The following is a 22,395-nucleotide window of genomic DNA, read 5'->3' on the forward strand; positions in this document are numbered from 1 at the left end:
TCGATCGGCCGGATCGCGATCGCCGTCAGCCGTGCAGCTTGGCACCCTTGGTGATCTTGTCGACCAGCTTCCTGTCCGCATGAATGGCAATGCCGGCGACTGCCGCGTCGTCCGGCCTGGTCTCGGCGAAAACCGCACGGTTGGCGTGGTCGTGACCGGTGGCAAACATGCCGTCGACATAGATCGAAGCTTTGACCTCTCTTTCGATCGCGCGCCGTTGAATGTTGCCGAGCGTCTTCCCATCTGCGGCAAGGACGATGATCGGCTGGATGCTCAAGGCGTTGTAGACGTTGCCGGCGCCATCGCGATAATCTTCGCCGATGATCCCGGGCTTCTGTCCGGCGATCCCGGTGGCGAGGAAGGCGGTGACGTTGAGCTTCTGCCAGGTTGCCAGGTCCTCGCGCAAGACGATTGCAAATTTGGTATCGAACATGACGGCCATCTCCATTTCAGCCCGACAGGGCGTGCCGGAAGACGCATTATCGGACGGCGCTGCGATCGATCTTGAACGATTGTGCGGCGCGCCTGGCGACGGCATTCGGGTTGCGCCTGCCGTCGATGGCATCGAGCGCATCGAGGCGCGCCTGCATGGAAAATTTTTCGAGCCGCACCGCCACGACACCTATGCCATCGGCGTAACGCTCGGCGGCGTCCAGACGTTTCAGTATCGCGGCGAAAGCCGCTTCAGCAATCCTGGAAGCATCATCATCCTCCACCCGGACGAGATCCATGATGGCGGCGCGGGAACGGAGATCGGGCTGCGCTACCGGATGATGTATCTGCAGCCGGAACGGCTACTCGCAGCCCTTGATGAAACCGACCGCTCCCTGCCCTTCGTCGCAGCCCCTGTCGTGGGCGACGAGGCGCTGCGGCAGGCGGTCGGCGAAGCCGTGATGGATCTCGACAATGGCATCGACGAACTGGCGCTCGACGACATTCTCGTGCGGATCGCCGAGGGGCTCTACCGTCACGCCGGCACCAAGGACGCCAAGCCCGCAAAGGCCGACAAGCGTGCCGTTCTACAGGCGAGCGAATTCCTTCGCGCCAATCTCGAACGGCCCGTCGGCTCGCAGGAACTTGAGGCGGTGAGCGGGCTCGATCGCTTCACGCTCGCCCGGCAATTCCGCCGGGTTCTCGGCACCAGCCCCCATCGCTACCTGCTGATGCGCCGGCTGGAGCGGGCACGGCAGATGATCGCCCGGGGCGAAAGCCTTGCCGGTGCTGCGCTCGAAACCGGCTTTGCCGACCAGGCGCATTTCACCCGTCATTTCAAGCGCGCCTACGGCCTGACGCCCGGCCGCTGGGCAAGCCTCGCCGTCGCCGGCTAATCCTGTCACCAAAGCTTCATCGGGTTGTAAAGCAAGCATCACCCAACCGTCATCATAGCCGCCTATCGGGTTGCGGACTGCAGCGCCGCGCGTCCTGGGACGCGCAAGGGTCGCTGCAGCACGTCGAATTTGCTGCACGTCTGCCTCCTTGGATCTAGGGCGATCCAAGGAGACATGCAGAAGGCTCCAACCCAAGGTGAACCTCATGACGAAAACGCTTCTCGCCACCGCGGCTCTTTCTCTTTTGATGACGATGGCCGCCTCGGCCGAGGAAAAGTCCTTTACCGCGACGCTGAAGGGCCACGCGATCCTGCCGGCCAACACGATCATCGCCGCCCCCTCGGACGCACCGGAATACCTCAAGACCTCCGGCAAGTTCACCACCGCGGACCGCAAGCGTGCCGAAGCGCTCGGCACCGTTCCGGGCAAGGACGGCGTTCGCCTGACCGGCCTGTCGCTGCCCTTCGACGGCCAGCCGATGCAGGGCTTTTCCGGCATCAAGGCGATGGAAGACGGCACCTTCTGGAGCCTCTCCGACAACGGTTTCGGCAGCAAGATGAACTCCAACGACGCCATGCTGATGCTGCACCACGTGAAGATGGACTGGGACGCCGGCAAGGTCGAAGCACTGAAGACGTTGTTCCTGACCGACCCGGACAAGAAGGCCCCCTTCCCGATCGTCATGGAAGGCTCGGACAAGCGTTATCTCACCGGCGCCGACTTCGACGTCGAATCGATCCAGCCGGTTGCGGACGGCTTCTGGGTCGGTGAAGAGTTCGGCCCCTACATCCTCAAGTTCGATCTCGACGGCAAGCTGACCGACGTGATCGCGACCACGGTCGACGGCAAGCCGGTGCTTTCGCCCGACAATCCGACGCTGACGCTGCAGGGCGATCCCTCGAAGAAGACGCCCGCCTTCAACCTGAAGCGCTCCGGCGGCTATGAAGGCATGGCGCTTTCCAAGGACGGCAGCAAGCTTTACGGCCTGCTCGAAGGCCCGCTCTGGACCGACAGCGAAACGGTTGAGCAGGCCGATGGCCGCCCGGCGCTGCGCATCATCGAACTCGATGTTGCGAGCAAAGCCTGGACCGGCCGCAGCTGGCTCTATCCGCTGGCTGAAGGCGGCGAGGCGATCGGCGACTTCAACATGCTCGACGACAAGACCGCGCTGGTGATCGAGCGCGACAATGGCGCCGGCACGGTGGACAAGGCCTGCGCCGATCCGAAGGACCCGAAGCCGGACTGCTTCGCAACGGGCTCCAAGGTCAAGCGCATCTACAAGATCGCCTTTGACGACAGCAATGCCGGCAAGGCCGTGCGCAAGATCGGCTACATCGACCTCTTGAAGATCGCCGATCCGGACAACAAGAAGCGTCAGGGCGGCGGCGAAGGCTTCTACGATATGCCCTTCGTCACCATCGAGAACGTCGACCGCGTCGATGAGACCCACATCATCGTCGGCAACGACAACAACCTGCCGTTCTCGGCCGGCCGCGCACTCGACAAGGCCGACGACAACGAGTTCGTGCTGCTCGAAGTCGGCGACTTCCTCAAGGCCGATTAATCAAAAGGGCGCGCGAACATCGGTTCGCGCGCCCTTCCCGTTTGACCGGTGACTTTTCGGCGTCAGCTTTCGAAGTGGAAAGCGAGACGCTTGCCAGTGAGCTTTCCAAGCTGCTGCAGGCGTCCGTCCAGGCGCTCGCCCTGGAATTCCGAATAGTCCGCAGGCACGACGATTTCGAGGTCCACGTCCGGCAGAGACGACTTGCGGAACGTCAGGTTACGGGCAATCCCCGGCATCGATGCGGAGAAAAGATAGGCGACACGCAAGAGGCCGCCGAGCAGCTTTGCCAGTTCCAGCAGGCGCGGCGTGGTGATGCCGGCAAGTGCGTTCGTGGCGCCGTCGTCGTTGAGCCCCTCGAAGCGGTAATAATTGGAAAGCGCAATATAGGCGCGGCCGGCATGGGTAATGCCGGAGAAGGTCGAGTGGGCGATGATGTTGAGCGCCTGGAGACCGCGATAGTCGGGGTGCGCCCGCCAGCTGATATCCGCAAGCAGGCAGGCCGCCTGGCGATACCGGCCTTCCTCTTCCGTCTCCTCGATCCCGAAGAACGGCACCATGCGACCGGTCCAGTCAGCCAGTTCGCGGGCGTGCTCGGGCGAGCGGGCACGCAGGATGGCGATCTCGTTGGCCGCCGTCAGCAGCGGATCCTGAGCACGTTCCTCGTCCCTCAAGAGCGAGAAAAGATAACCTTCGCGAACGCCGAGCGCCGAGAAGGAAATCCGCTCCGGCTTCATGATCTCCAGCGCTTCCTGCATGGCGATCGCGCCGAAGGGCAGAAGGCTGCGGCGGCTCTTCGAGATCGTCGAATAGGCGGACGGCTTGATGTTCTTCGGCTCGATCACTTCCGGCAAAAGCGCCATCGCCTCGTCAAAGGAAATCTCGTAGCCCTGCATCATGTGCAGCGGATAGTCGCGGATCTCCATGTGCAGCTTGGCGATCGAACGCCAAGTGCCGCCGACCGCATAGAACGTCCGTCCCGTGCCGGTCTTCAGCACCGCCGAGTTCTTCATGAACTTGCGCACCCAGGTGCGCGCCTTGGTGAGTGAGCCGTTGCTGTGCTCGAACAAACGAATACCGCCGAGCGGGAGGGTGATGCCCTTGCCGATCTTCGTGCCGGAGACCTCGACGAGTTCCAGCGAGCCACCGCCAAGGTCGCCGACGACACCGTCGGGATCGTGATAGCCGCTGACGATGCCCATCGCGGAATAATAGGCCTCTTCCTCGCCAGTAAGGATGCGGACCTTGTGACCGAGGATCGCCTCCGCCTTCTCGATGAAGGCGGGGCCGTTGCTCGCTTCGCGTGCGGCGGCCGTCGCCAGCACATACATCGAGGTCGCACGCGCCTGCTTGGAGAGCGCGTGAAAGCGGTGCAGCGCTTTCAGCGCGCGCTCGACGCTGTCTTCATCCATGCGTCCGGTCGCATCGATGCCCTTGCCGAGACCGCACATCACCTTTTCGTTGAACAGCATGGCCGGTGAGCGGCTCAGGCCTTCATAGACGACAAGGCGGATGGAGTTCGAACCGATATCGATAACGGAAACCGGGCGGATGCCGGGCAGACGCCCCTGCGCTTCAGATTCGACCATGCAATTCCAGTTTATTTGTGCCAGCCGCTCTTCCAGCCGGCTATGAGCTTCGGTGCGCTGGACTTCAGGGCCTCGCCCCGGCCGGAGAGGCTGGGATTGGTCATGAAATAGTGCTGTGCGTTGAAAGGCTCGGCATCCTTGCCGACTTCCATCCGGCGAGAGGTGCCATCGGGAAGAATTTCGTAGCTCTGCTGGTTGTCGATGAGATTACCCAGCATGATCTGCGACAGAACCTGTTCGTGCACAGTCCGGTTGATGAGAGGCACGAGCGTCTCGACCCGCCGATCCAGATTGCGCGGCATCATATCCGCCGAGCCGATATAGACAAGGGCATTCTCCGATGGAAGCCCGTGACCGTTGCCGAAGCAGAATATGCGGGAATGTTCGAGGAATCGGCCGACGATGGACTTGACACGGATATTGTCCGAGAGCCCCGGGACCTGCGGGCGCAGGCAGCAGATGCCGCGCACCACCAGGTCGATTTCGACGCCGGCACGGCTCGCCTTATAGAGCGCGTCGATGATCTCCGGATCGACGAGCGAGTTCATCTTCATCCAGATCGCCGCCGGGCGCCCGGCCTTGGCATGCTCGATTTCTTCGTCGACGTGCCTGAGAATGCGCGGGCGCAGCGTGTGCGGCGAGACGGCCAGCTTCATGCCCGCCTCCGGCTCGCCGTAGCCGGTAATGAAGTTGAAGATGTTCGCCATGTCGTGGGCGATGACCGGGTTGCAGGTGAAGAACGACAGGTCGGTGTAGATCTTCGCGGTGACCGGGTGATAGTTGCCGGTGCCGAGATGGCAATAGGTCCGAAGCTTGCCCTCTTCGCGCCGCACCACCATCGACATTTTGGCGTGGGTCTTCAGTTCGATGAAGCCGAAGACGACCTGGACGCCGGCGCGTTCGAGGTCGCGCGCCCAGCGGATATTGGCCTCCTCGTCGAAGCGGGCCTTGAGCTCGACCAGCGCCGTCACCGACTTGCCGGCCTCGGCGGCGTCGATCAGGGCGCGCACGATCGGGCTGTCGTTCGACGTGCGGTAAAGCGTCTGCTTGATGGCGACGACTTCAGGATCGCGCGCTGCCTGCAACAGGAACTGCACGACCACGTCAAAGGACTCGTAGGGGTGATGCACCACCATGTCCTTCTCGCGGATCGCCGCCAGGCAGTCGCCGGCATGCTCGCGCACGCGCTCGGGGAAACGCGGATTGTACGGCTCGAAGCGCAGATCGTCGCGTGGAGCCTTGGTGATTTCGGACAAAGTGTTGAGTGCCAGCAGTCCCGGCAGGACGGCGATCCGGTTTTCCGGGACGCCCAGTTCCTGCACGACGAACTGGCGCAGCGACGCCGGCATTTCCGAATCGGTCTCGATGCGGATCACCGAACCGCGGCGACGGCGCTTCAGCGCGGTCTCGAAAAAGCGAACGAGGTCTTCCGCCTCTTCTTCCACCTCGATATCGCTGTCGCGAATGATGCGGAAGGTACCGGAGCCTTTGACCTCATAGCCCGGAAACAGTCGGTCGATGAACTGGCTGACCATGTCTTCGAGGGTGATGTAGCGGATGACGTTCTTGACGTCGGGCAGCCGGATGAAGCGGTCGAGTGCCACCGGCAGACGCAGGAGCGCCGTCATTGGCTCGCGGCCGGTCTTGCTGACGAGCTGCAGGCCCATCGAAAAGCCGAGGTTCGGAATGAAGGGGAACGGATGCGCCGGGTCGATGGAGAGCGGTGTCAGCACTGGGAAGATCGACTGATCGAACTCGTTGGCAAGCCAGCTCCTGTCCTGCACCGAAAGCGAGGCCGGGCGAACGATCAGGATGTCTTCCTTGGCGAGATACTGCTGAAGCACGGCGAGCGAGGCCTGCTGCTCCATCTGCAGATTGTCGATTTCCTTCAGGATGTCTTCGAGCTGCTCGACCGGGGTCTTGCCGTCGGGCGAACGCATCGAGAGGCCCTGGCGCACCTGGCCTTCGAGGCCGGCGACGCGCACCATGAAGAACTCGTCGAGGTTGGCGGCCGAGATCGACAGAAAGCGAACACGCTCCAGCAGAGGATGCGCCGTGTTCAGCGTTTCCTCGAGCACGCGGCGATTGAACTGCAGCCAGGAAAATTCGCGGTTGATGAAGCGCTGCGGGCTCGTCAGCAGGTCGACGTCCTCCGCCGATGCCTGGTTTTCGTTCACCGCAGATAGCGCGTTATCCATGCTTTTCAGATCCCATTGCTCCGGCTGCACCGGCTATCTCAGTTTGACGACGGTTCTGTGACAGTCAATCGGACCGACGCTGATTTCCCAGTTCTTCGAGAACTTCGGAAGCGAGCGCGCGTGAAAGCTTCGTGCCGCGGGCCAGCGCCAGATGGTCGATGCGCTCGACGATCGTCTGCGCTGCCTCCAGCGAGCGCTCCATGCGCTGGACGATGTAGCCCACCAGCCGCTCGTCGACGAAAAGCTGGCGATCGGCAAAGAGCTTGATCAGCACCTGCGTCAGCAATTCGTCGTCCGGCTCACCGATCTCGACCACGGTCGCCGCCTTCAGGCGCGAGCGCAGATCCGGCAGCGTCACCGGCCAGGACATCGGCCAGAGCCGCGTCGTCATCAGCAGGCTGGTGCCGTGCTGGCGCACATTGTTGATGACGTGGAAAAGCGTCGTGTCGTCGAAGCCGCTGCGGTCGGCATCCTCGAAGAGAACAGGTCTTTCGGCCGCGATCAACGCGGCATCGGAGCCGGCGAGCGGGTGGATCACTTCCGCTCCTGCCCGCTCCTTCCAGATGCTGGCGAGATGCGATTTTCCCGAGCCGACCGGGCCGGCGATGATGACCACGGGCGCCGGCCAGTCCGGCCAGTGGTCGACGATGGCGATGGCCGCGCTCAGCCTGTCGGAGACGAGCAGGTCCTCACGACCCGTCGCCGGGTCGTGGCCGAAAGCCAGGGGGATTTGTTCGAATGGGCGTTTTGTCATGCTGTACTCGGGACAATCGTCGGAAATCAGGCGGCCTTGTCGCTCTTCGCCTTCTTTTCCACGGCCTTGCCGTGCCCGTGATAGAGGTCGCTATCAAGGTAGCGCTGGATGCCGAAGCGGACAAGCACGCCGATGGCGGCTGCTGCGGGCACCGCGACCAGAAGACCGACGAAACCGAACAGTGCACCGAAGGCAAGCAGCGCAAACATCAGCCAGACCGGATGCAGGCCGACGCTTTTGCCCACCAGCTTCGGCTGGAGGATATTGCCCTCCATGAACTGCCCGCTGAAGAAGACGGCAAGCACGAGGCCGATCCACAGATAGTCCGGCCAGAACTGGACCAGCGCGACGCCAACGGCGAGCACCAGGCCGACCATGGATCCGACATAGGGAATGAAACTGATCATGCCGGCGAAGAGACCGATCAGCAGACCGAAATTGAGACCGACCAGCGACAGGCCGATCCCGTAATAAAGACCAAGAATGAGGCAGAGCGAGCCCTGCCCGCGCACAAATCCGGCGATCGTCGCGTTCATGTCGCGGGCGATCTGGCGCACATCCGAGACGTAGTCGCGCGGAACCCAGCTATCGACCTTCTCGACCATCCGGTCCCAGTCGAGCAGGATATAGAAGGCGACGACAGGGGTGACGACCAGCAGCGAGATGACGTCGAGCAACGCCACGCCGGAGTTCCAGATCTGCTGGAAGAGCGTGCCGAGGAAGGCAGCACCCTGTTCGAGCAGTTTGCCGGAGCTTTGCTTCAGCGACGGCATCTGGCTCGCGAGCCAATCGGGAATCAGCCGCGTCTGCGCTTCGTTGACGAGCACCTGCAGCTTGGCGGCATAGCCGGGGATGTTCGCAATGAAATCGGCCGCCTGGCTGACGACGACAGGAATGATGACCATGAGGGCCAGCACGAAGACGACGACGAAGCCGATCAGGATCACGACCGTCGCCATCAACCGGCTCAAGCCGAACCGCTCCAGGCGGTCGGCGACCGGGTCGAGGAAATAGGCAAGCGCCATGCCGGCCAGGAACGGCAGCAGGATCGAGCTGAAAACCATGAGGAAGGCAATGAAGGCGGCAAGCACCAGTAGCCAGAAAATGACCTGGCGCTGCAATCCGGAACCGCTGACCTTGATATCCATGACACTCCTCGTGAGGCGCCGCTCGCCACTGTTGCGTATCACAACCCTGTCAAGGAGATAGGGGGCGGTGCGCGTAACGGTCAAGTCCGACCGGTGCAGTCATCCAGTTTATAGCCAAGCTGACTGGCTTGCGCCGTGGGATATGGGCAAAATGGTGAAAAAACGCCGCCAAGGCGTGCTCTCGGCTTGCACTCCCTTGCCTGCCGTGCCAATCGCATCCGCAAAATACCTGTCGCACGACGAGCCTTGGAGAACGAGCATGAGCCAGTCGGGAAAGAACGGTCTCACCTATAGCGACGCGGGCGTTGATATCGACGCCGGGAACCTGATGGTCGAGAAGATCAAGCCGCATGTGCGCTCGACCCGGCGGCCCGGCGCCGACGGCGAAATCGGCGGCTTCGGCGGTCTCTTCGATCTCAAGGCCGCGGGCTTCACCGACCCGGTTCTGGTGGCCGCCAACGACGGCGTCGGCACCAAGCTGAAGATCGCCATCGACGCCAACAAGCACGACACCGTCGGCATCGACCTCGTCGCCATGTGCGTCAACGACCTCGTCGTCCAGGGCGCCGAACCGCTCTTCTTCCTCGACTATTTCGCGACCGGAAAGCTTGACCCGGACCAGGGTGCCGCGATCGTCGCCGGCATCGCTGCAGGCTGCCGCGAATCCGGTTGCGCGCTGATCGGCGGCGAGACCGCCGAAATGCCCGGCATGTATTCGGGCGGCGACTACGATCTCGCGGGCTTTGCCGTCGGCGCTGCCGAACGCGGTCAGTTGCTGCCGGCCGGTGACATCTCCGAAGGCGACGTCATCCTCGGCCTCGCCTCCTCCGGCGTGCATTCCAACGGCTATTCGCTGGTGCGCAAGATCGTCACGCTCTCGGGCCTTGCCTGGGATGCTCCTGCTCCGTTCGGCGAAGGTACGCTTGCCGATCTCCTGATGACGCCGACGCGCATCTATGTGAAGCCGCTCCTGAAGGCGATCCGCGAGACCGGTTCGATCAAGGCGCTCGCCCACATCACCGGCGGCGGTTTCCCTGAGAACATTCCGCGCGTGCTGCCAAAGCACCTCGCTGCCGAGATCGACCTCGACGCGATCAAGGCGCCGAAGGTGTTCTCGTGGCTCGCCCAGACCGGCGGCGTTGCCGCCAATGAAATGTTGCGCACCTTCAACTGCGGCGTCGGCATGATCGCCGTCGTTCCGGCCGACAAGGCCGCAGAGGTTTCCGCCGTGCTCACCGGCGAAGGCGAAACCGTCTTTACGCTGGGCCGCATGGTCGCCCGCGACGAAGGTGCAGCCGGCACGATCTACAAGGGCAACCTGGCCCTATGACGACGGAAGTCTCGACGGGCAAGAAGCGGGTCGTCGTCTTCATCTCTGGTGGCGGCTCCAACATGCTGGCGCTCGCAAAGGCAACGGCCGAGCCGGATTTCCCGGCCGAGATCGTCGCCGTCATCGCCGACAAGGCGGATGCCGGCGGCCTCGCCAAAGCCGAGGCGCTTGGCATCCCCACGCGCGCTTTCCTGCGCAAGGACTACGACAGCAAGGACGCCCACGAAGCGGCAATCCTTGCCGAGCTCGACCGGCTGTCGCCGGACATCATCTGCCTCGCCGGCTATATGCGTCTGCTGTCGGCGACGTTCATCCAGCGCCACGAGGGACGTATCCTCAACATCCATCCGTCCTTGCTGCCGCTTTTCCCCGGCCTGCACACCCATCAGCGGGCTATCGACGCCGGCATGAAGGTCGCCGGTTGCACCGTGCACTTCGTCACCGAAGGCATGGACGAAGGCCCGATCCTGGCGCAGGCGGTGGTTCCAGTCGTGCCCGGCGACACGTCCGACAGCCTTGCTGCCCGAGTGCTGACCGTCGAGCACCGCACCTATCCGATGGCGCTTCGGCTGATGGCCGAGGGCAAGATACGCATGGAAGGCGGTCGCGCTGTGAGCAAGAGCCTTGGCGAGGCGACGGGTACGCTGATTTCGCCGGCTGCGTAATCACGCCGGGTTGCTTTGTCCCGACCACAGCGCATCACACGCGGTTAACGCCAGAATACCCCCTCTGCCCTGCCCGGCATCTCCCCCGCAAGGGGGGAGATCAGCAGATGGCGACCGCTCGGCGGTCATTGCCCGTTCGCCGGTGGCAACTCTATCTGGCGCAGAAGGATACCCCCATCGTCAACATCGAGCCGGCGGGCAATCTCGTTCAGTTGTAGCGGGTGGGCGCGTCTAGCCGATCTCCCCTTTGTGGGGGGAGATCCCCGGCGGGGCAGAGGGGGGTAAGCCTCACGCCCCCACACACCGACCGTTCACTTCGCCGAAGCCAGCCGGCGATCGAGGGCGTCGAGCACGCGCCGTGTCAGCGCCGGATAATCCTCGTCGAAGTGGTGGCCGCCGTCGATGCCGATGACGTCGACGCCGGTGCCCTTCAGTTGCGGGCAGGCATCATCCTCTTCGTCGGTGCCGTAGATGCATTGCACCAACGCCGGGTCGATGCGCTTGATATCGTCGAGCGGATCACCACCCTTGCCGTCGCCAGAAGCCCCTAGCCAACCCAGCACAGAGACCTTGTAATCGACCATGTGCGAGAGGGCCATCAAGGTCACCTGGCGAACATGGGCCTTTTCGCCGGCCGGCAGCAGGTTGAAGGTTCGCGGCAGGACGTCTGCACCGAAGGAATAGCCGATGAGGAGCACATTTCGCACGTTCCAGTGCTTGCGGTAGTAGCTCATCACCTTGGCAAGGTCGTCCGCCGTCACCTGCGGATCGCGCTCGGACCAGAAGTAGTGCAGGGAATCGAAGCCGACGACCGGTACGCCCTGCTGCTGCAGCACGTCGCCGACTTCCTTGTCGATGTCGCGCCAGCCACCGTCGCCTGAATAGATCACCGCCATCGTGTCACGGGTCGGCTTTGCGTCAAGGATGGTCAGGGGCAAGCCGAACGGATTGCCGGCGTCGCGCTCGCTGTCGATGATATCGGTGAGGTGATCGGACAGCGTCGTATAGGCGTCGTCGTCACTGTCCTCTTGCTCGACGTCCGGATGCTTGGCGATCAATGCCGCCACATGGGAGCGCCCGTCGGCCGATGCCGCGGGTGAAAAGACGACGGAAACCGGATCCGGCAATGCCCCGTCGGTCAGGCCATAGACCATGCGGTCGCCCTTCTTCACCTTTTCGGCCGGGGTGCAGAGTTGCTTTTCAAGCGCGATCCCCTCTTCCGGATCAATCGCAAGTGTTTGGCCGATGGTGGCAGGCGGTGTCTGGGCAGCGATGGCGAGTGCCAGCGCACCACCGGCACCGACGCCTGCGACGACGGGCAATTGGTAAGCGTCGGTGCCGACGGCACGCTGCACCTGCTGGCTCAGCGATTCGATGTCGGAGACCATGTAGATGCAGTCGCCATCATCCTTGGCGAGCGAAGCGAGATAGGCCTTGAGGTCGATGCCGACAACGACTGTCTTGTCATCGGTGAGCGTGTCGGCGATCGCCTGCTCCTTGTCCGTCCAGCCGGCGGCGTCCGACAGCAGCACAACAAGTGCGGCCGCCTTTTCCTTCGGCAGCATGATGCGCGGCGACGGGATCATCCCGGTATCGTAGCTCTTCGGCGCGTCTTCCGCGAGAGCGGGGAACATCGATGCGGAGAGCAGCAGCGCCGCCGAAGTCAGGCATTTCCAGGCGTTCGCGACAGGGATCATTTCTTCACCACTCCCTTGAGACCGCCGCCGATCAGGAATGTCGCATCCATCAGGGCGAGGATCGGATTGATGCCGCCACTGGCGACAAGATAGCGCGGTTGCCACTGCGGATGAAACTTCGACTTGAAGGCGCGCAAGCCCTTGAAGTTGTAGAAACGTTCGCCGTGTTCGAAGAAGGTGCGCCCGGCCCGGTCCCAGACCGGCGCGATCTGGCGCGTGGACATGCCCGACAGGGGCGCCATGCCAAGGTTGAAGGTACGGTACCCCTCGGCCTTCAGATACTCCATCACCTGGGCGAAGAGAAAATCCATCGCGCCCTTCGGCGCATCCGGCGAAAAGCGCATGAGGTCAACGGTCCCCTCCTCCTTGGTCGCCGTCACCAGAATATTGGCAAATGCGACCGTACGCCCACCACAGGTGAGGATCGCCACCGGCTGCTCGCGAAGATACTCGGGATCGAAGGCACCGAGCGAGAAGCCTTTCTCCTTGGCATTGTGATGCGCGAGCCAGGCATCGGAGACCGCGGTCAGGTCAGGCATGACGTCCGGAACGTTTTCGGGCGCTACGACACGGAACTCGAGCCCGTCGCGCTGGGCGCGGCTCACCTGCTGGCGCAGGTTCGCCCATTTGCCCCCCTTCAGCTCGAAGCGGGCGAGGTCGACGCGCGCGAGTTCGCCGAGCCGGAAGGCGCGCAGCCCGGCATCGGCATAGTATGCAAGCCCCAGGGGCGAGACCTGGTAGAAAACCGCCCGGCAGCCGGCCGCGCGCGCCTTTTCGATGAAGTGCCAGATCAGCTCCGGCCAGGCATCGATCGGGCCGACGGGATCGAAAAGCGCGATCCAGGAACGAGCACGCTGGCCATACATGATGAAGGCTCGGCCGTCGGCGGAAAACAACAGGCTCTTGTCGCCCATGCGCACCAGATTGGCATCGGACATGTCCTGCGCCTCGACGATCGAGAGCGCCCGCTCCATCGCGTCGTCGGAGGCAGGCTCGGCGGCTCCGGTTGCCGGGCGCATCAGGCTCCAGATCGCAAGCATGCTCGCGCCGATCGTTACGCCGAGAAGCGCGCGCAGGCCGCGGGGGGCTTCGGCGGAGAATTCGAACTGCCACCAGAGCTCATGGCTGTATTCGACATCGCGATAGACGAAGAGCAGCACGACCAGCGCGCCCAGGCAGATGACCCCGAGCGCCGTCAGCCACGGCACCGTCAGCGCCTGCCCGAACAGCGAGGCCGGCCGCACGAACAGGCGGCGGCTGACGATGAGCCCCACCAGGAAGAAGGCCAGCATGCCCGCTTCCACCACGGCGATCGCCTTGATCAGCGACAGCAGCAGCGCGGCGATCCCGATCACGATCGAGGCCCACCAGGCGCCGTCAAGCCTCAGCGCCAGTCCGCGCGAGACGACCACGAGGGCAAGGCCGAGCAGGCTGGCGAGGAAGTGTGCGCCCTCAACGATCGGCAAGGGCAGCAGTCCTTCGAGGAATGCCAGGTTCTCGTCGGGCGTCGGGGTCACGCTGGAAAGAACCAGCATGATCGCCAGCACGATGCCGAGCGTTGCCAAAAGCAGCGGCGTCATGCGGCCGCCGATGCGCCGCACGCTGGAGGCAACCGGATGACCGGACAGCTGGCGGAGTTCGATGCCGATGACGACGGCGATCGCGATCACGAGCGGCAGAACGTGATAGATCACGCGGTAGAGCACCAGCGCGCCAAGAATGGTGTCGACATCGGCATTGTGGCCGAGCGTCGCGATGATGATCGTCTCGAAGACGCCAAGACCGGCCGGCACATGGCTCAAGACGCCAACGCCGACGGCCAGCGAATAGACCGCAAGGAAGGCCGGCCAGCCGATCGTGCCGGCGGGTAGAAGAACATAGAGAACGGTCGCCGAGGCGGCGAGATCGAGCGCCGTCACCAGGAACTGGCGCGAAACGGTGCGCGAATCCGGGAGCCGAAGCGTCAGACGCCCGATGCTGACCTCGCGCCCGTCACGGGCAAGAAAGAACACTGTGAACAGACCGCCGAGGATCACGGCCGCGATTACGCGCAATACCAGAGGATCCATCCCGGTCATCGGCGCCACATACTCGCCGACGGCAAGCAGGCTGAGGCAAGTCACCGCCAGCAGCCCGAGCCCGAAGGCGAGCGTCACGAAGGCGATGATGCGGGCGATGTTCTCAGGCTCGATGCCGAGGCGCGAATAGGAGCGGTAGCGGATGGCGCCGCCACTGAGCGCCCCGAACCCCGCAGTATTGCCGACCGCGTAGGCCGAGGCCGCCGTCAGCGCCACGTCGGCATAGGGCAGCTTTCGCTTGACGTAATCAAGAGCGCTGACGTCATAGAAGGTGAGCGCGAGGAAACTCAATGCGGTGAAGAACACCGCCGCCGCGACGGAGATCCAACTGGTATCCGCCAATGCCTGGACGACCTCGTCGTACTGGACTTCGGACGTCAGGTGAAAGATCGCAAAGCCGAAAAGTGCGATTACGAAGAGCGTACCGGCAGCCGATAGATAACGGCGATTGCGACGCAGGAAGGAGAACCAGCCTCCCTCCGCCTGCTGCTCGTCGTCGGTTGCACGTTCCGGTAGGGAGGATGTCATGAAGCGCCCATGTCGATAATGAGGACATCAGCGCTTTAGCTTACCCGATACGGATCAAAAAGTGAAATATCGGTAATAAATTATACTCTTATAAAACAATCCCTTAGGCAAACAGTTGCTGCCGGTTGAGTTGGGCCCACTGCAGCAGCATGATCGTCTTGGCATCGCAGATCTCTCCGGTCGCGATCATTGCGACGGCTTCGTCGAAGGGGATTTCCAGCACTTCGATGTCCTCGCCCTCATGCGCAAGCCCGCCGCCGTCGCCGCGTTTTTCGGTGGCGTCGATGTGGCCGACAAAGAAGCTCGTGCGCTCGGTCAGCGCCCCCGGGCTCATATAGACATCGAAGAGGTGGATAACGTCCTGGACGTGGTAGCCGGTCTCCTCCAGCGCCTCGCGGCAGATCGCCTCTTCCGGAGTGTCGCCGTCGAGGAGCCCGGCGGCCGCCTCGATCAGATAAGCCGGGTCGCCCTGGAGCAGAACGGGAACGCGAAGCTGCCGCACCAGGATGACGCTCTGGCGCCTGGCATCGACGAGCAGGATGGTCGCCGCATTGCCATGGTCGTGGATCTCCCGCTTCAGCGTCACGGTCGCGCCATCGGACATCTGCTGTTCGAACGTCACCTCTTCCAGGTGCGCAAAGCCCTTCCACAGCGTGCGGCGGCCGACGATCCTGACGCGTGGGTCATGCTGGGTGCTCATGCAACTTCCTTCTCCGGCGAGTGCAATCCCGCCCTTTCAGCCATCAGTGGATATGTTCCGCTGCCGCGCGATCTTCCCGCTCCATCTGCAGCGTCGTGTGGTGCAGGTCGAACGTCGCGCGCAACTGCTCCTCGATTGCGCGGCGCACGGTCTCGGCATCGGCACCGTCGGCAAGTACCGCATGGGCGGTCAGCGACGGCTGGCTCTGGGTGATCGCCCAGAGGTGCAGGTCATGCACGGAGGCAACACCGGGAACGGCGGCAATCGTCGCGTGGACATCGGCGAGGCGCATGCCCGGCGGCACGCCTTCGAGCAGGATGTTGACGCACTCCTTCAGCAGCACCCAGGTGCGCGGAAAGACCATGAAGCCGATGCCGACAGCGAGCAGCGAATCCACCCACTGCCAGCCGGTCAGCCAGATGACCACCGCGCCGACGATGACGGCGAGCGAGCCCAGCATGTCCGACCAGACTTCGAGATAGGCGCCCTTGACGTTGAGGCTTTCGTCCTTGTGGCTGGTGAGCAGCCGCATCGAGGCGAGATTGACGAGAAGGCCGACGACGGCAATCACCAGCATGCTGCCGGACTGGATCTCCTGCGGCTCGGACAGCCGCTTCCAGGCCTCATAGAGGATGTAGAAGGCGACACCGAGCAGGAGCAGCGCGTTGAAGGCGGCAGCCAGGATCTCGAAGCGGGCGTAGCCATAGGTGCGCAAGAGGTCTGACGGGCGACGGCCGACATGGATCGCGACGAGCGCGATCGCAAGGGCCGCTGTGTCGGTCAGCATGTGCATGGCGTCGGATATCAGCGCCAGGCTGCCGGTCAGGATGCCGCCGACGACTTCGGCCAGCATGAAGCCGCCGGTCAGGCCAAGCGAGGCCCAGAGCCTTGAAACCGGCGTGCTCGTGACATCTGCATGGTGGTGGTCGCCGCTCATGGGAGGTTCCGTCTGCCGTTCTACAACCTGACTTAGCGCGCCAACCTTACCCAGACCCTGTTGTCGTGAAAGGCGGCACCACCATACGGCGCCACCGCATCGGCGCCGGTGAGCACATTGATGCCCTCCCCGTCGAGATGCGCGCCATTCGGCCACAGGCCCTCGGCGATGACGACGCCGCGACGGGCGCCGCCACCGATCTTCGCATGCAGACGCACCTCGCCGCGGACGTTGCCGAGTTGGACGACATCGCCATCGGCAATGCCGAGTTCTGCGGCATCTTCCGCATGAACCATCACTTCCGGGCGCACTTCCTTCTGGGTCGAGGACGGTGTCTCAGCAAAGGTCGAATTCAGGAAGGATCGAGCCGGAGAGGTCGCCAGCCGGAACGGGTGCTCGGCGTCGGCAACCTCGATGAGGTCGACATGATCAGGAAACTCCGGCAGCGCCTGGTGCGGCCCCTGAATGCCCATCGACTTCGGCGGCCGGTTCGGCGCCGGCGTCCCCGTCCAATCCGCCTTGAAGCGGAACTTGCCGTCCGGGTGGCCAAAGCCGTTGAGATAGTGCGCCTCCTCGAAGGCGGGCTGACAGTCGAGCCACTTCTCCCGTTTCATCTCTTCGTAGCCGATTCCGTAGTTGGCGAGCAGCCGATCAATGTGCTCACGCTCGGTCAGGCCGAAGCCGGCATGATCGGCAACGCCAAGGCGCTTGGCCAGTTCCTCGATGACGAACAGATTGGTGCGCACGGTCGAGGGTGGTTCTACCACCTTAGGGCCTATCAGGATGTGCTGATGGCCGCCGCCGCGATAGAGATCGTCATGCTCCAGGAACATGGTGGCCGGAAGCACGATATCGGCAACAGCAGCCGTATCGGTCATGAACTGCTCGTGCACGGCAACAAAGAGGTCGTCGCGCAGGAAGCCGCGCTTCACCAGCCGCTGCTCCGGCGCGACGTTCACGGGATTGGTGTTCTGGATCAGCATCGCCGTCACCGGCCCGCGGTGGCGCAGCGCCTCGGCGTCGCCGGTCAGCACCCGGCCGATCTGCGACTGGTCGAGCATGCGCACATCCGGATCGTGAAAGGCCGAGCCGATCAACTCGCGCTTGTCGAGCTTGAAGATATCGTTGTTGGAGTGGAAGGCACCGCCGCCTTCGTGTTTCCAGGAACCGAGCACGGTCGCCACGGATGCCGCCGCGTGGATGGCGACGGCACCGTTGCGCTGGCGCGTGAAACCGTAGCCGAGCCGGAAATAGGTCCGCGGCGTCGTGCCGACCAATTTTGCAAAGGCCTCGATTTCCTCGGCCGAAAGGCCGGTGATCGCCGACGCCCACTCCGGCCCGCGCGACTTCAGATGCGCTTCAAGGCCGGCCGGATCGTCGGAGAACTTCGCCATGTAGGCCCGGTCGGCGTAGCCGTCGCGAAACGCGATGTGCATCACGGCGCAGGCAAGTGCTGCGTCGGTGCCCGGCTTCAGCACCAGGCCCATGTCCGCTTGCTTGACCGTCGGGTTGTCGTAGATGTCGATGACGACGATCTTCGCGCCGCGATCCTTGCGGGCTTTCACCGCATGGGTCATCACGTTGACCTGGGTCGCAACCGCATTCGTGCCCCAGATCACCACGCAATCGGCCTTGGCCATTTCGCGCGGGTCGGGGCCGCGCAAGGCGCCGGTCGCCATGCTCAAGCCGGTCCAGGCCATGTTCGTGCAGATCGAGCCGAAGAAGCCGGAATAGCGCTTGGCGTGACGCAGCCGGTCGATCGAGTCGCGCTGCACCTGGCCCATGGTGCCCGCGTAGAAGTATGGCCACACGGTCTCGGCGCCATATTTCTGCTCGGCGCGAATGAACAGATCGGCGATCTCGTCGAGCGCGGCCTCCCAGCTCACCTCCTGCCAGCCGCCCTCGCCCTTGGCGCCCTTGCGGCGCTTCGGCACCATCAGACGGTCGGGATGATAGATGCGCTCGGAATACCGCGCCACCTTGGCGCAGATCACGCCGGCGGTGTAGGTATTGGCGGCTGCACCGCGCACACGGCCGATCCGCCCTTCGGCGGTCAGGTCGACTTCCAGGGCGCAGGCCGAGGGACAGTCGTGCGGACAGACCGAGTGGCCGATGGTTTTTTCTGCTTTGATGGGGGTCGCAACGTTCATGGCTTTTCTATATGGCATCGGCATTTCGGCTCAAAGAGCCAATCGCCCACCCATCGCAACTATTGATCACAGCCATCGGCGGCGCTCATGAACTATCGGCACATCTATCACGCAGGCAATTTTGCCGACGTCCTGAAGCACGCAGTGCTGGCACGGCTCGTCACCTACCTCCAGCAGAAGGAGAAGGCGTTCCGTGTTCTCGATACCCATGCGGGCATCGGGCTCTACGACCTCTCCAGCGAGGAAGCGCAGAAGACCGGCGAATGGCGCGACGGCGTCGGCCGGCTGCTCGAGGGCGAACTGCCGCCGGAGATCGCGGTGATCCTCGCCCCGTACCTGTCCTCCATCCGCGCGCTGAACCCCGGCTCCGAGCTGACGCTCTACCCTGGCTCGCCGAAGCTCGCGCGCATGCTCTTCCGACCCCAGGACCGGCTTTCGGCGATGGAGCTGCATCCGGACGACTACGAAACGCTGCACCGGCTGTTCGACGCCGATTTCCAGAGCCGCGTCACCGAGCTCGACGGCTGGCTGGCGCTGGGCGCGCACCTGCCGCCGAAGGAAAAGCGCGGATTGATTCTCGTCGACCCACCCTTCGAAAAGGAGGGCGAATACGAACGGCTGGTGGATGGCCTTGCGCGCGGCTACCGCCGCTTTACCGGCGGCGTCTATTGCCTGTGGTATCCCCTGAAGCAGGGCGCGCCGATCAAAGCGTTTCATGAGGCGCTGAAGGCGCTGGACATCCCGAAGATGCTCTGCGCCGAACTGTCCGTCAGAAGCGACCGGGAAACCACAGGGCTTTCCGGTTCCGGCCTCATCATCGTAAACCCGCCCTTCACGCTGAAGAGCGAGCTCGACCTGCTGCTGCCGTTCCTGAAAAGCCGGTTGGGGCAGGATCGTTTCGCGTCCAGTCGCTGCTTCTGGCTGCGCGGGGAAGAACAGACAACCCGAGGGGCTTGACGGACGGGCGCGACGCACCGCAATCTCATGCGACGACATAGGGAGACGCCCATGACTCGCACGCTCGCCGCCACGCTTCTCATTTCGCTTTCCCTCGCCGGCGCTACGGCGCCGGGCGCCATTGCCGCCGACTACATCGGCAGCAGCCAGGCGCAATCCTACAACGCCGGGGTCTGCAGTGAATCCTCGGTTCTCGGCTTCATCACATCCCGTTTCGAGTATCGGGATGCAAACTACCTGCACGCCAATCTCTCGATCGCCGAGATCCGCGACATGGGGCAGAATCGGCAGGAGTTCCGCGACGAGACGCATCTCGTCGAGCGTGAATATTGCTACGGGACCGCTGTGATGACCAACGGCGAACAGCGTGCGCTCTATTACCTCATCGAACGCCCGTGGGGCTTTGCCGGCGTCGGCAGAAGCATCGAGTTCTGCGTCGGCGGCCTCGATCCCTGGTATGTCTACGGCGCCTATTGCGCCTCGCTCCGTTAATCATGAGATCATTCCGGAAAACGCGCCGGCTTCTGCCGGCGCTTTTCGTTGCAGCAGCCCTCGTTGGCTGCAGCGATCAGAACACTGAAAAGGCGCCGACGGCGACGGGAACGCAAGCCACGAAGGCGGCCGTTACGGTGCCGGTCGGCAGCGGCTTCGATTTCTATGTGCTCTCGCTTTCCTGGTCGCCGACCTGGTGCGGCGACAATGACCCCAAGGGAAAATCCAGCCAGTGCGAAGTCGGCGGCAATCGCGGCCTGATCGTGCATGGCCTGTGGCCGCAGAACGAACGGGGTTATCCGGACTTCTGCCCGACACGACAGTCCGATCGCGTGCCGTCGTCGCTCGGCAAGCAATATCTCGACCTCATTCCATCGATGGGCCTGATCGGCCACCAATGGCGCAAGCACGGGACCTGCTCCGGCCTCAGTCAGGAGGAATACTTCGCCGTCACGCGCGCGGCCTGGGACCGGCTGACGCTGCCATTGGAGCTCGCACCTCCCCCGCAAGAAAAGGGCCTGCGCGTCGCCGCCATCGAAGATGCGCTCGTTGCCAAGAATCCCGGCATGACGAAGGACGCGGTCGCCGTGACCTGCGAGGGTAGTCGGCTCGAGGAAATCCGGATCTGCTTCGACAAGTCGCTCAATTTCCGCGCCTGCCCGGCGGTCGATCGCCAGGCCTGCCGAAAGGAAAGCGTGTCGCTGCCCCCGGCGCTTTGACCAGCCGCAGAAGGCACCTGTCAGAAACCCATCTCGCAATCCCTGGAAGGAAAGACGCCCGATGAAGATCTTGTACTCGCCCGCCTCGCCCTATTCGAACAAGGTGCGCATGGCGGCGCATTATGCGGGCTATGCGGCCGAAAGTGTCTTGACCGACACCAATGCCAACCCGCCGGAGCTGATCGACAACAATCCGCTCGGCAAGATCCCGACGCTGATTCTCGACGACGGACGGGCGCTCTACGACAGCCGTACCATCATGCATTTCATCGACCGGGAGACCAAGGGCAAGCTCTATCCCAGGAACGCCGAAAAGCGCACCGACGTCGAGTTGCTGGAAGCGCTATGCGACGGCGTCTGTGACAGCCTGCTGTCGATCGTCTACGAGAAACGCTCCCATCCGCCGGAAAAGGTGCACCAGCCCTGGATCGACCGGCAATGGGAAAAGGTCGAGCGCAGCCTCGACCATCTGAATGCCAACCTGCCGAAGACCGGGGCCAAGCTCAATGCAGGCCATTTCGCACTCGCGGCGATGCTGCGCTACATCGAGCTGCGGTTTGCCGGCGAATGGCAGAAGGGGCGCGCCAAGCTGAAGAACTGGCCGGCGAAGTTCGAAAAACACTTCCCGGATTACCCCAAGTTCAAGGCCTAACGTGCAGACACAAAAAAGGCCGGGTCTCCCCGGCCTTTTCTTTGATCCGGCAGAAGCCGATCAGAACTTCACGCCCATACCGACTTTAACAGCGTGCTCGTCGTAGCCGGACGAGACCTTGGTGCTGCCCATGCGGAAGTCCTTCGAACCGTAGTCCGTGTAACGGTACTCGACGCGTGCGGTGATGTTGTCGGTGACGAAGGTTTCAGCACCGACGCCTGCGGTCCAGCCGACCATGGTGTTCTTGTCGGAAGCGCCGCCGACGGTGCCCTTGGTCTGGCCGACGGCAAGACCTGCGGTACCGTAGACGAGGACCGGGTTCAGATCGACACCGACGCGGCCGCGGAGCGAGCCGTTGACGCCCTGCTTCATGCGCAGGTTGCCCTTAGTCGAATCCTGGCCGGAGTAACCGATATCGGCTTCGCCGCCGTATACCATCTGGCCGTCCTGAACGTTGTAGCCACCATAGAGGCCGCCGCCGAAGCCGGCTGCGGTGTTGCTGCCGGTCGCATCGTGCTGGCCATGCTTCCAATCGGCGGTGCCACCGACATAGGCGCCGGACCAGTTCTTGACTGCCGGCTCGCTGTATTCGGCCTGCGGAGCTGCCGGAACTTCGTCGATCGCGTCTGCAGCCTGGGCGGCCTGGAAGGCGATGAGGGACATAGCCGAAGCCATGAGGGTGGTGGTGAGCGTACGCATAAACATTCTCCTTTTCGTCCCGATGCGCCGAGGGCTTGGGGTCCCACAGTGAAACATCAGGCAACTCTTAATGTAACCCGCCCGGTTGAGCTGAAATTGGCCAGCAAATGCGGATTCACAAGAGCCAAAATGTGAAATTTTGGTGGCACAAACGCGCCCGAAGTTTGATGTTGCTTTGGCGCCACAGGATATTTGTTAACCATAAATCAAGAT

19 protein-coding genes are annotated in these 22,395 nt (G+C 63.2%); 8 read left to right on the top strand and 11 right to left on the bottom strand.

Annotation, left to right across the window (positions count from 1 at the left end; translation table 11 throughout):
• Window positions 1–25: 25 nt before the first annotated feature.
• Window positions 26–433: a DUF2000 family protein gene (locus ASD63_RS20720; RefSeq protein WP_034803813.1), complete on the bottom strand. Its 408-nt coding sequence runs from the start codon at window positions 431–433 to the stop codon at window positions 26–28.
• On the opposite strand from ASD63_RS20720, the gene ASD63_RS20725 reads away from it, so the two are divergent.
• Window positions 432–1,328: an AraC family transcriptional regulator gene (locus ASD63_RS20725; protein ID WP_082572949.1), complete on the top strand. Its 897-nt coding sequence runs from the start codon at window positions 432–434 to the stop codon at window positions 1,326–1,328. The genes ASD63_RS20720 and ASD63_RS20725 overlap by 2 nt on opposite strands.
• Window positions 1,329–1,533: 205 nt before the next feature.
• Window positions 1,534–2,892, top strand: a complete 1,359-nt coding sequence (locus ASD63_RS20730; RefSeq protein ID WP_034803816.1) for an esterase-like activity of phytase family protein — start codon at window positions 1,534–1,536, stop codon at window positions 2,890–2,892.
• A gap of 62 nt (window positions 2,893–2,954) precedes the next feature.
• Here the strand turns inward: ASD63_RS20730 and ppx are convergent, their stop codons facing one another.
• The 4 genes from ppx to ASD63_RS20750 form a co-directional block, all read right to left on the bottom strand.
• A complete protein-coding gene (gene ppx, locus ASD63_RS20735; protein WP_034803818.1) occupies window positions 2,955–4,478 on the bottom strand; it encodes an exopolyphosphatase in 1,524 nt (507 codons plus the stop codon).
• A gap of 11 nt (window positions 4,479–4,489) precedes the next feature.
• Complete coding sequence (locus ASD63_RS20740; RefSeq protein ID WP_034803821.1) at window positions 4,490–6,676, bottom strand: RNA degradosome polyphosphate kinase; 2,187 nt, start codon at window positions 6,674–6,676, stop codon at window positions 4,490–4,492.
• A 64-nt stretch (window positions 6,677–6,740) separates the two neighbouring features.
• On the bottom strand, window positions 6,741–7,430 hold the full coding sequence (gene hdaA, locus ASD63_RS20745; protein ID WP_034803824.1) for a DnaA regulatory inactivator HdaA: 690 nt from the start codon (window positions 7,428–7,430) through the stop codon (window positions 6,741–6,743).
• A gap of 26 nt (window positions 7,431–7,456) precedes the next feature.
• The gene (locus ASD63_RS20750) at window positions 7,457–8,578 is read right to left on the bottom strand and encodes an AI-2E family transporter (RefSeq protein WP_034803826.1); all 1,122 of its coding nucleotides are present in this window, start codon (window positions 8,576–8,578) and stop codon (window positions 7,457–7,459) included.
• A gap of 259 nt (window positions 8,579–8,837) precedes the next feature.
• Here ASD63_RS20750 and purM point away from each other — a divergent pair, with 259 nt between their 5' ends.
• Both purM and purN read left to right on the top strand, forming a co-directional pair.
• Window positions 8,838–9,908, top strand: a complete 1,071-nt coding sequence (gene purM / locus ASD63_RS20755; RefSeq protein ID WP_034803829.1) for a phosphoribosylformylglycinamidine cyclo-ligase — start codon at window positions 8,838–8,840, stop codon at window positions 9,906–9,908.
• Entirely contained in the window at window positions 9,905–10,573 is a 669-nt protein-coding gene (gene purN / locus ASD63_RS20760) for a phosphoribosylglycinamide formyltransferase (RefSeq protein ID WP_034803831.1), read from the top strand. The genes purM and purN overlap by 4 nt, the downstream gene beginning before the upstream one ends.
• 311 nt (window positions 10,574–10,884) lie before the next feature.
• Here the strand turns inward: purN and ASD63_RS20765 are convergent, their stop codons facing one another.
• The 5 genes from ASD63_RS20765 to ASD63_RS20785 all read right to left on the bottom strand — a co-directional run bounded on the left by ASD63_RS20765 (window position 10,885) and on the right by ASD63_RS20785 (window position 18,681).
• Window positions 10,885–12,207, bottom strand: coding sequence for an AcvB/VirJ family lysyl-phosphatidylglycerol hydrolase (locus ASD63_RS20765; RefSeq protein ID WP_234798751.1), 1,323 nt, complete (start codon window positions 12,205–12,207; stop codon window positions 10,885–10,887).
• 59 nt (window positions 12,208–12,266) lie between these two features.
• A complete protein-coding gene (mprF, locus tag ASD63_RS20770) occupies window positions 12,267–14,876 on the bottom strand; it encodes a bifunctional lysylphosphatidylglycerol flippase/synthetase MprF (RefSeq protein ID WP_034803834.1) in 2,610 nt (869 codons plus the stop codon).
• Window positions 14,877–14,979: 103 nt separating this feature from the next.
• Window positions 14,980–15,576: an NUDIX domain-containing protein gene (locus tag ASD63_RS20775; RefSeq protein WP_034803837.1), complete on the bottom strand. Its 597-nt coding sequence runs from the start codon at window positions 15,574–15,576 to the stop codon at window positions 14,980–14,982.
• A gap of 43 nt (window positions 15,577–15,619) precedes the next feature.
• Entirely contained in the window at window positions 15,620–16,513 is an 894-nt protein-coding gene (locus tag ASD63_RS20780) for a cation diffusion facilitator family transporter (RefSeq protein WP_034803839.1), read from the bottom strand.
• Between the two features lie 32 nt (window positions 16,514–16,545).
• Window positions 16,546–18,681: a molybdopterin oxidoreductase family protein gene (locus ASD63_RS20785; protein WP_034803842.1), complete on the bottom strand. Its 2,136-nt coding sequence runs from the start codon at window positions 18,679–18,681 to the stop codon at window positions 16,546–16,548.
• A gap of 69 nt (window positions 18,682–18,750) precedes the next feature.
• Between ASD63_RS20785 and ASD63_RS20790 the strand changes: the two genes are divergently transcribed.
• From ASD63_RS20790 to ASD63_RS20805, 4 genes are all read left to right on the top strand, one after another.
• Window positions 18,751–19,620: a 23S rRNA (adenine(2030)-N(6))-methyltransferase RlmJ gene (locus ASD63_RS20790; RefSeq protein ID WP_034803845.1), complete on the top strand. Its 870-nt coding sequence runs from the start codon at window positions 18,751–18,753 to the stop codon at window positions 19,618–19,620.
• A 51-nt stretch (window positions 19,621–19,671) separates the two neighbouring features.
• A complete protein-coding gene (locus ASD63_RS20795) occupies window positions 19,672–20,112 on the top strand; it encodes a hypothetical protein (protein ID WP_034803848.1) in 441 nt (146 codons plus the stop codon).
• Between the two features lie 2 nt (window positions 20,113–20,114).
• Window positions 20,115–20,831, top strand: coding sequence for a ribonuclease T(2) (locus ASD63_RS20800; RefSeq protein ID WP_082572950.1), 717 nt, complete (start codon window positions 20,115–20,117; stop codon window positions 20,829–20,831).
• A 61-nt stretch (window positions 20,832–20,892) separates the two neighbouring features.
• On the top strand, window positions 20,893–21,483 hold the full coding sequence (locus ASD63_RS20805; RefSeq protein ID WP_034803852.1) for a glutathione S-transferase: 591 nt from the start codon (window positions 20,893–20,895) through the stop codon (window positions 21,481–21,483).
• A gap of 60 nt (window positions 21,484–21,543) precedes the next feature.
• On the opposite strand, the gene ASD63_RS20810 is transcribed toward ASD63_RS20805, so the two are convergent.
• A complete protein-coding gene (locus ASD63_RS20810; RefSeq protein ID WP_034803854.1) occupies window positions 21,544–22,182 on the bottom strand; it encodes an outer membrane protein in 639 nt (212 codons plus the stop codon).
• Between the last annotated feature and the right edge of the window lie 213 nt (window positions 22,183–22,395).

Origin of the sequence: Ensifer sp. Root558, assembly GCF_001427045.1 — a bacterium.
Lineage (GTDB): Bacteria > Pseudomonadota > Alphaproteobacteria > Rhizobiales > Rhizobiaceae > Ensifer > Ensifer adhaerens.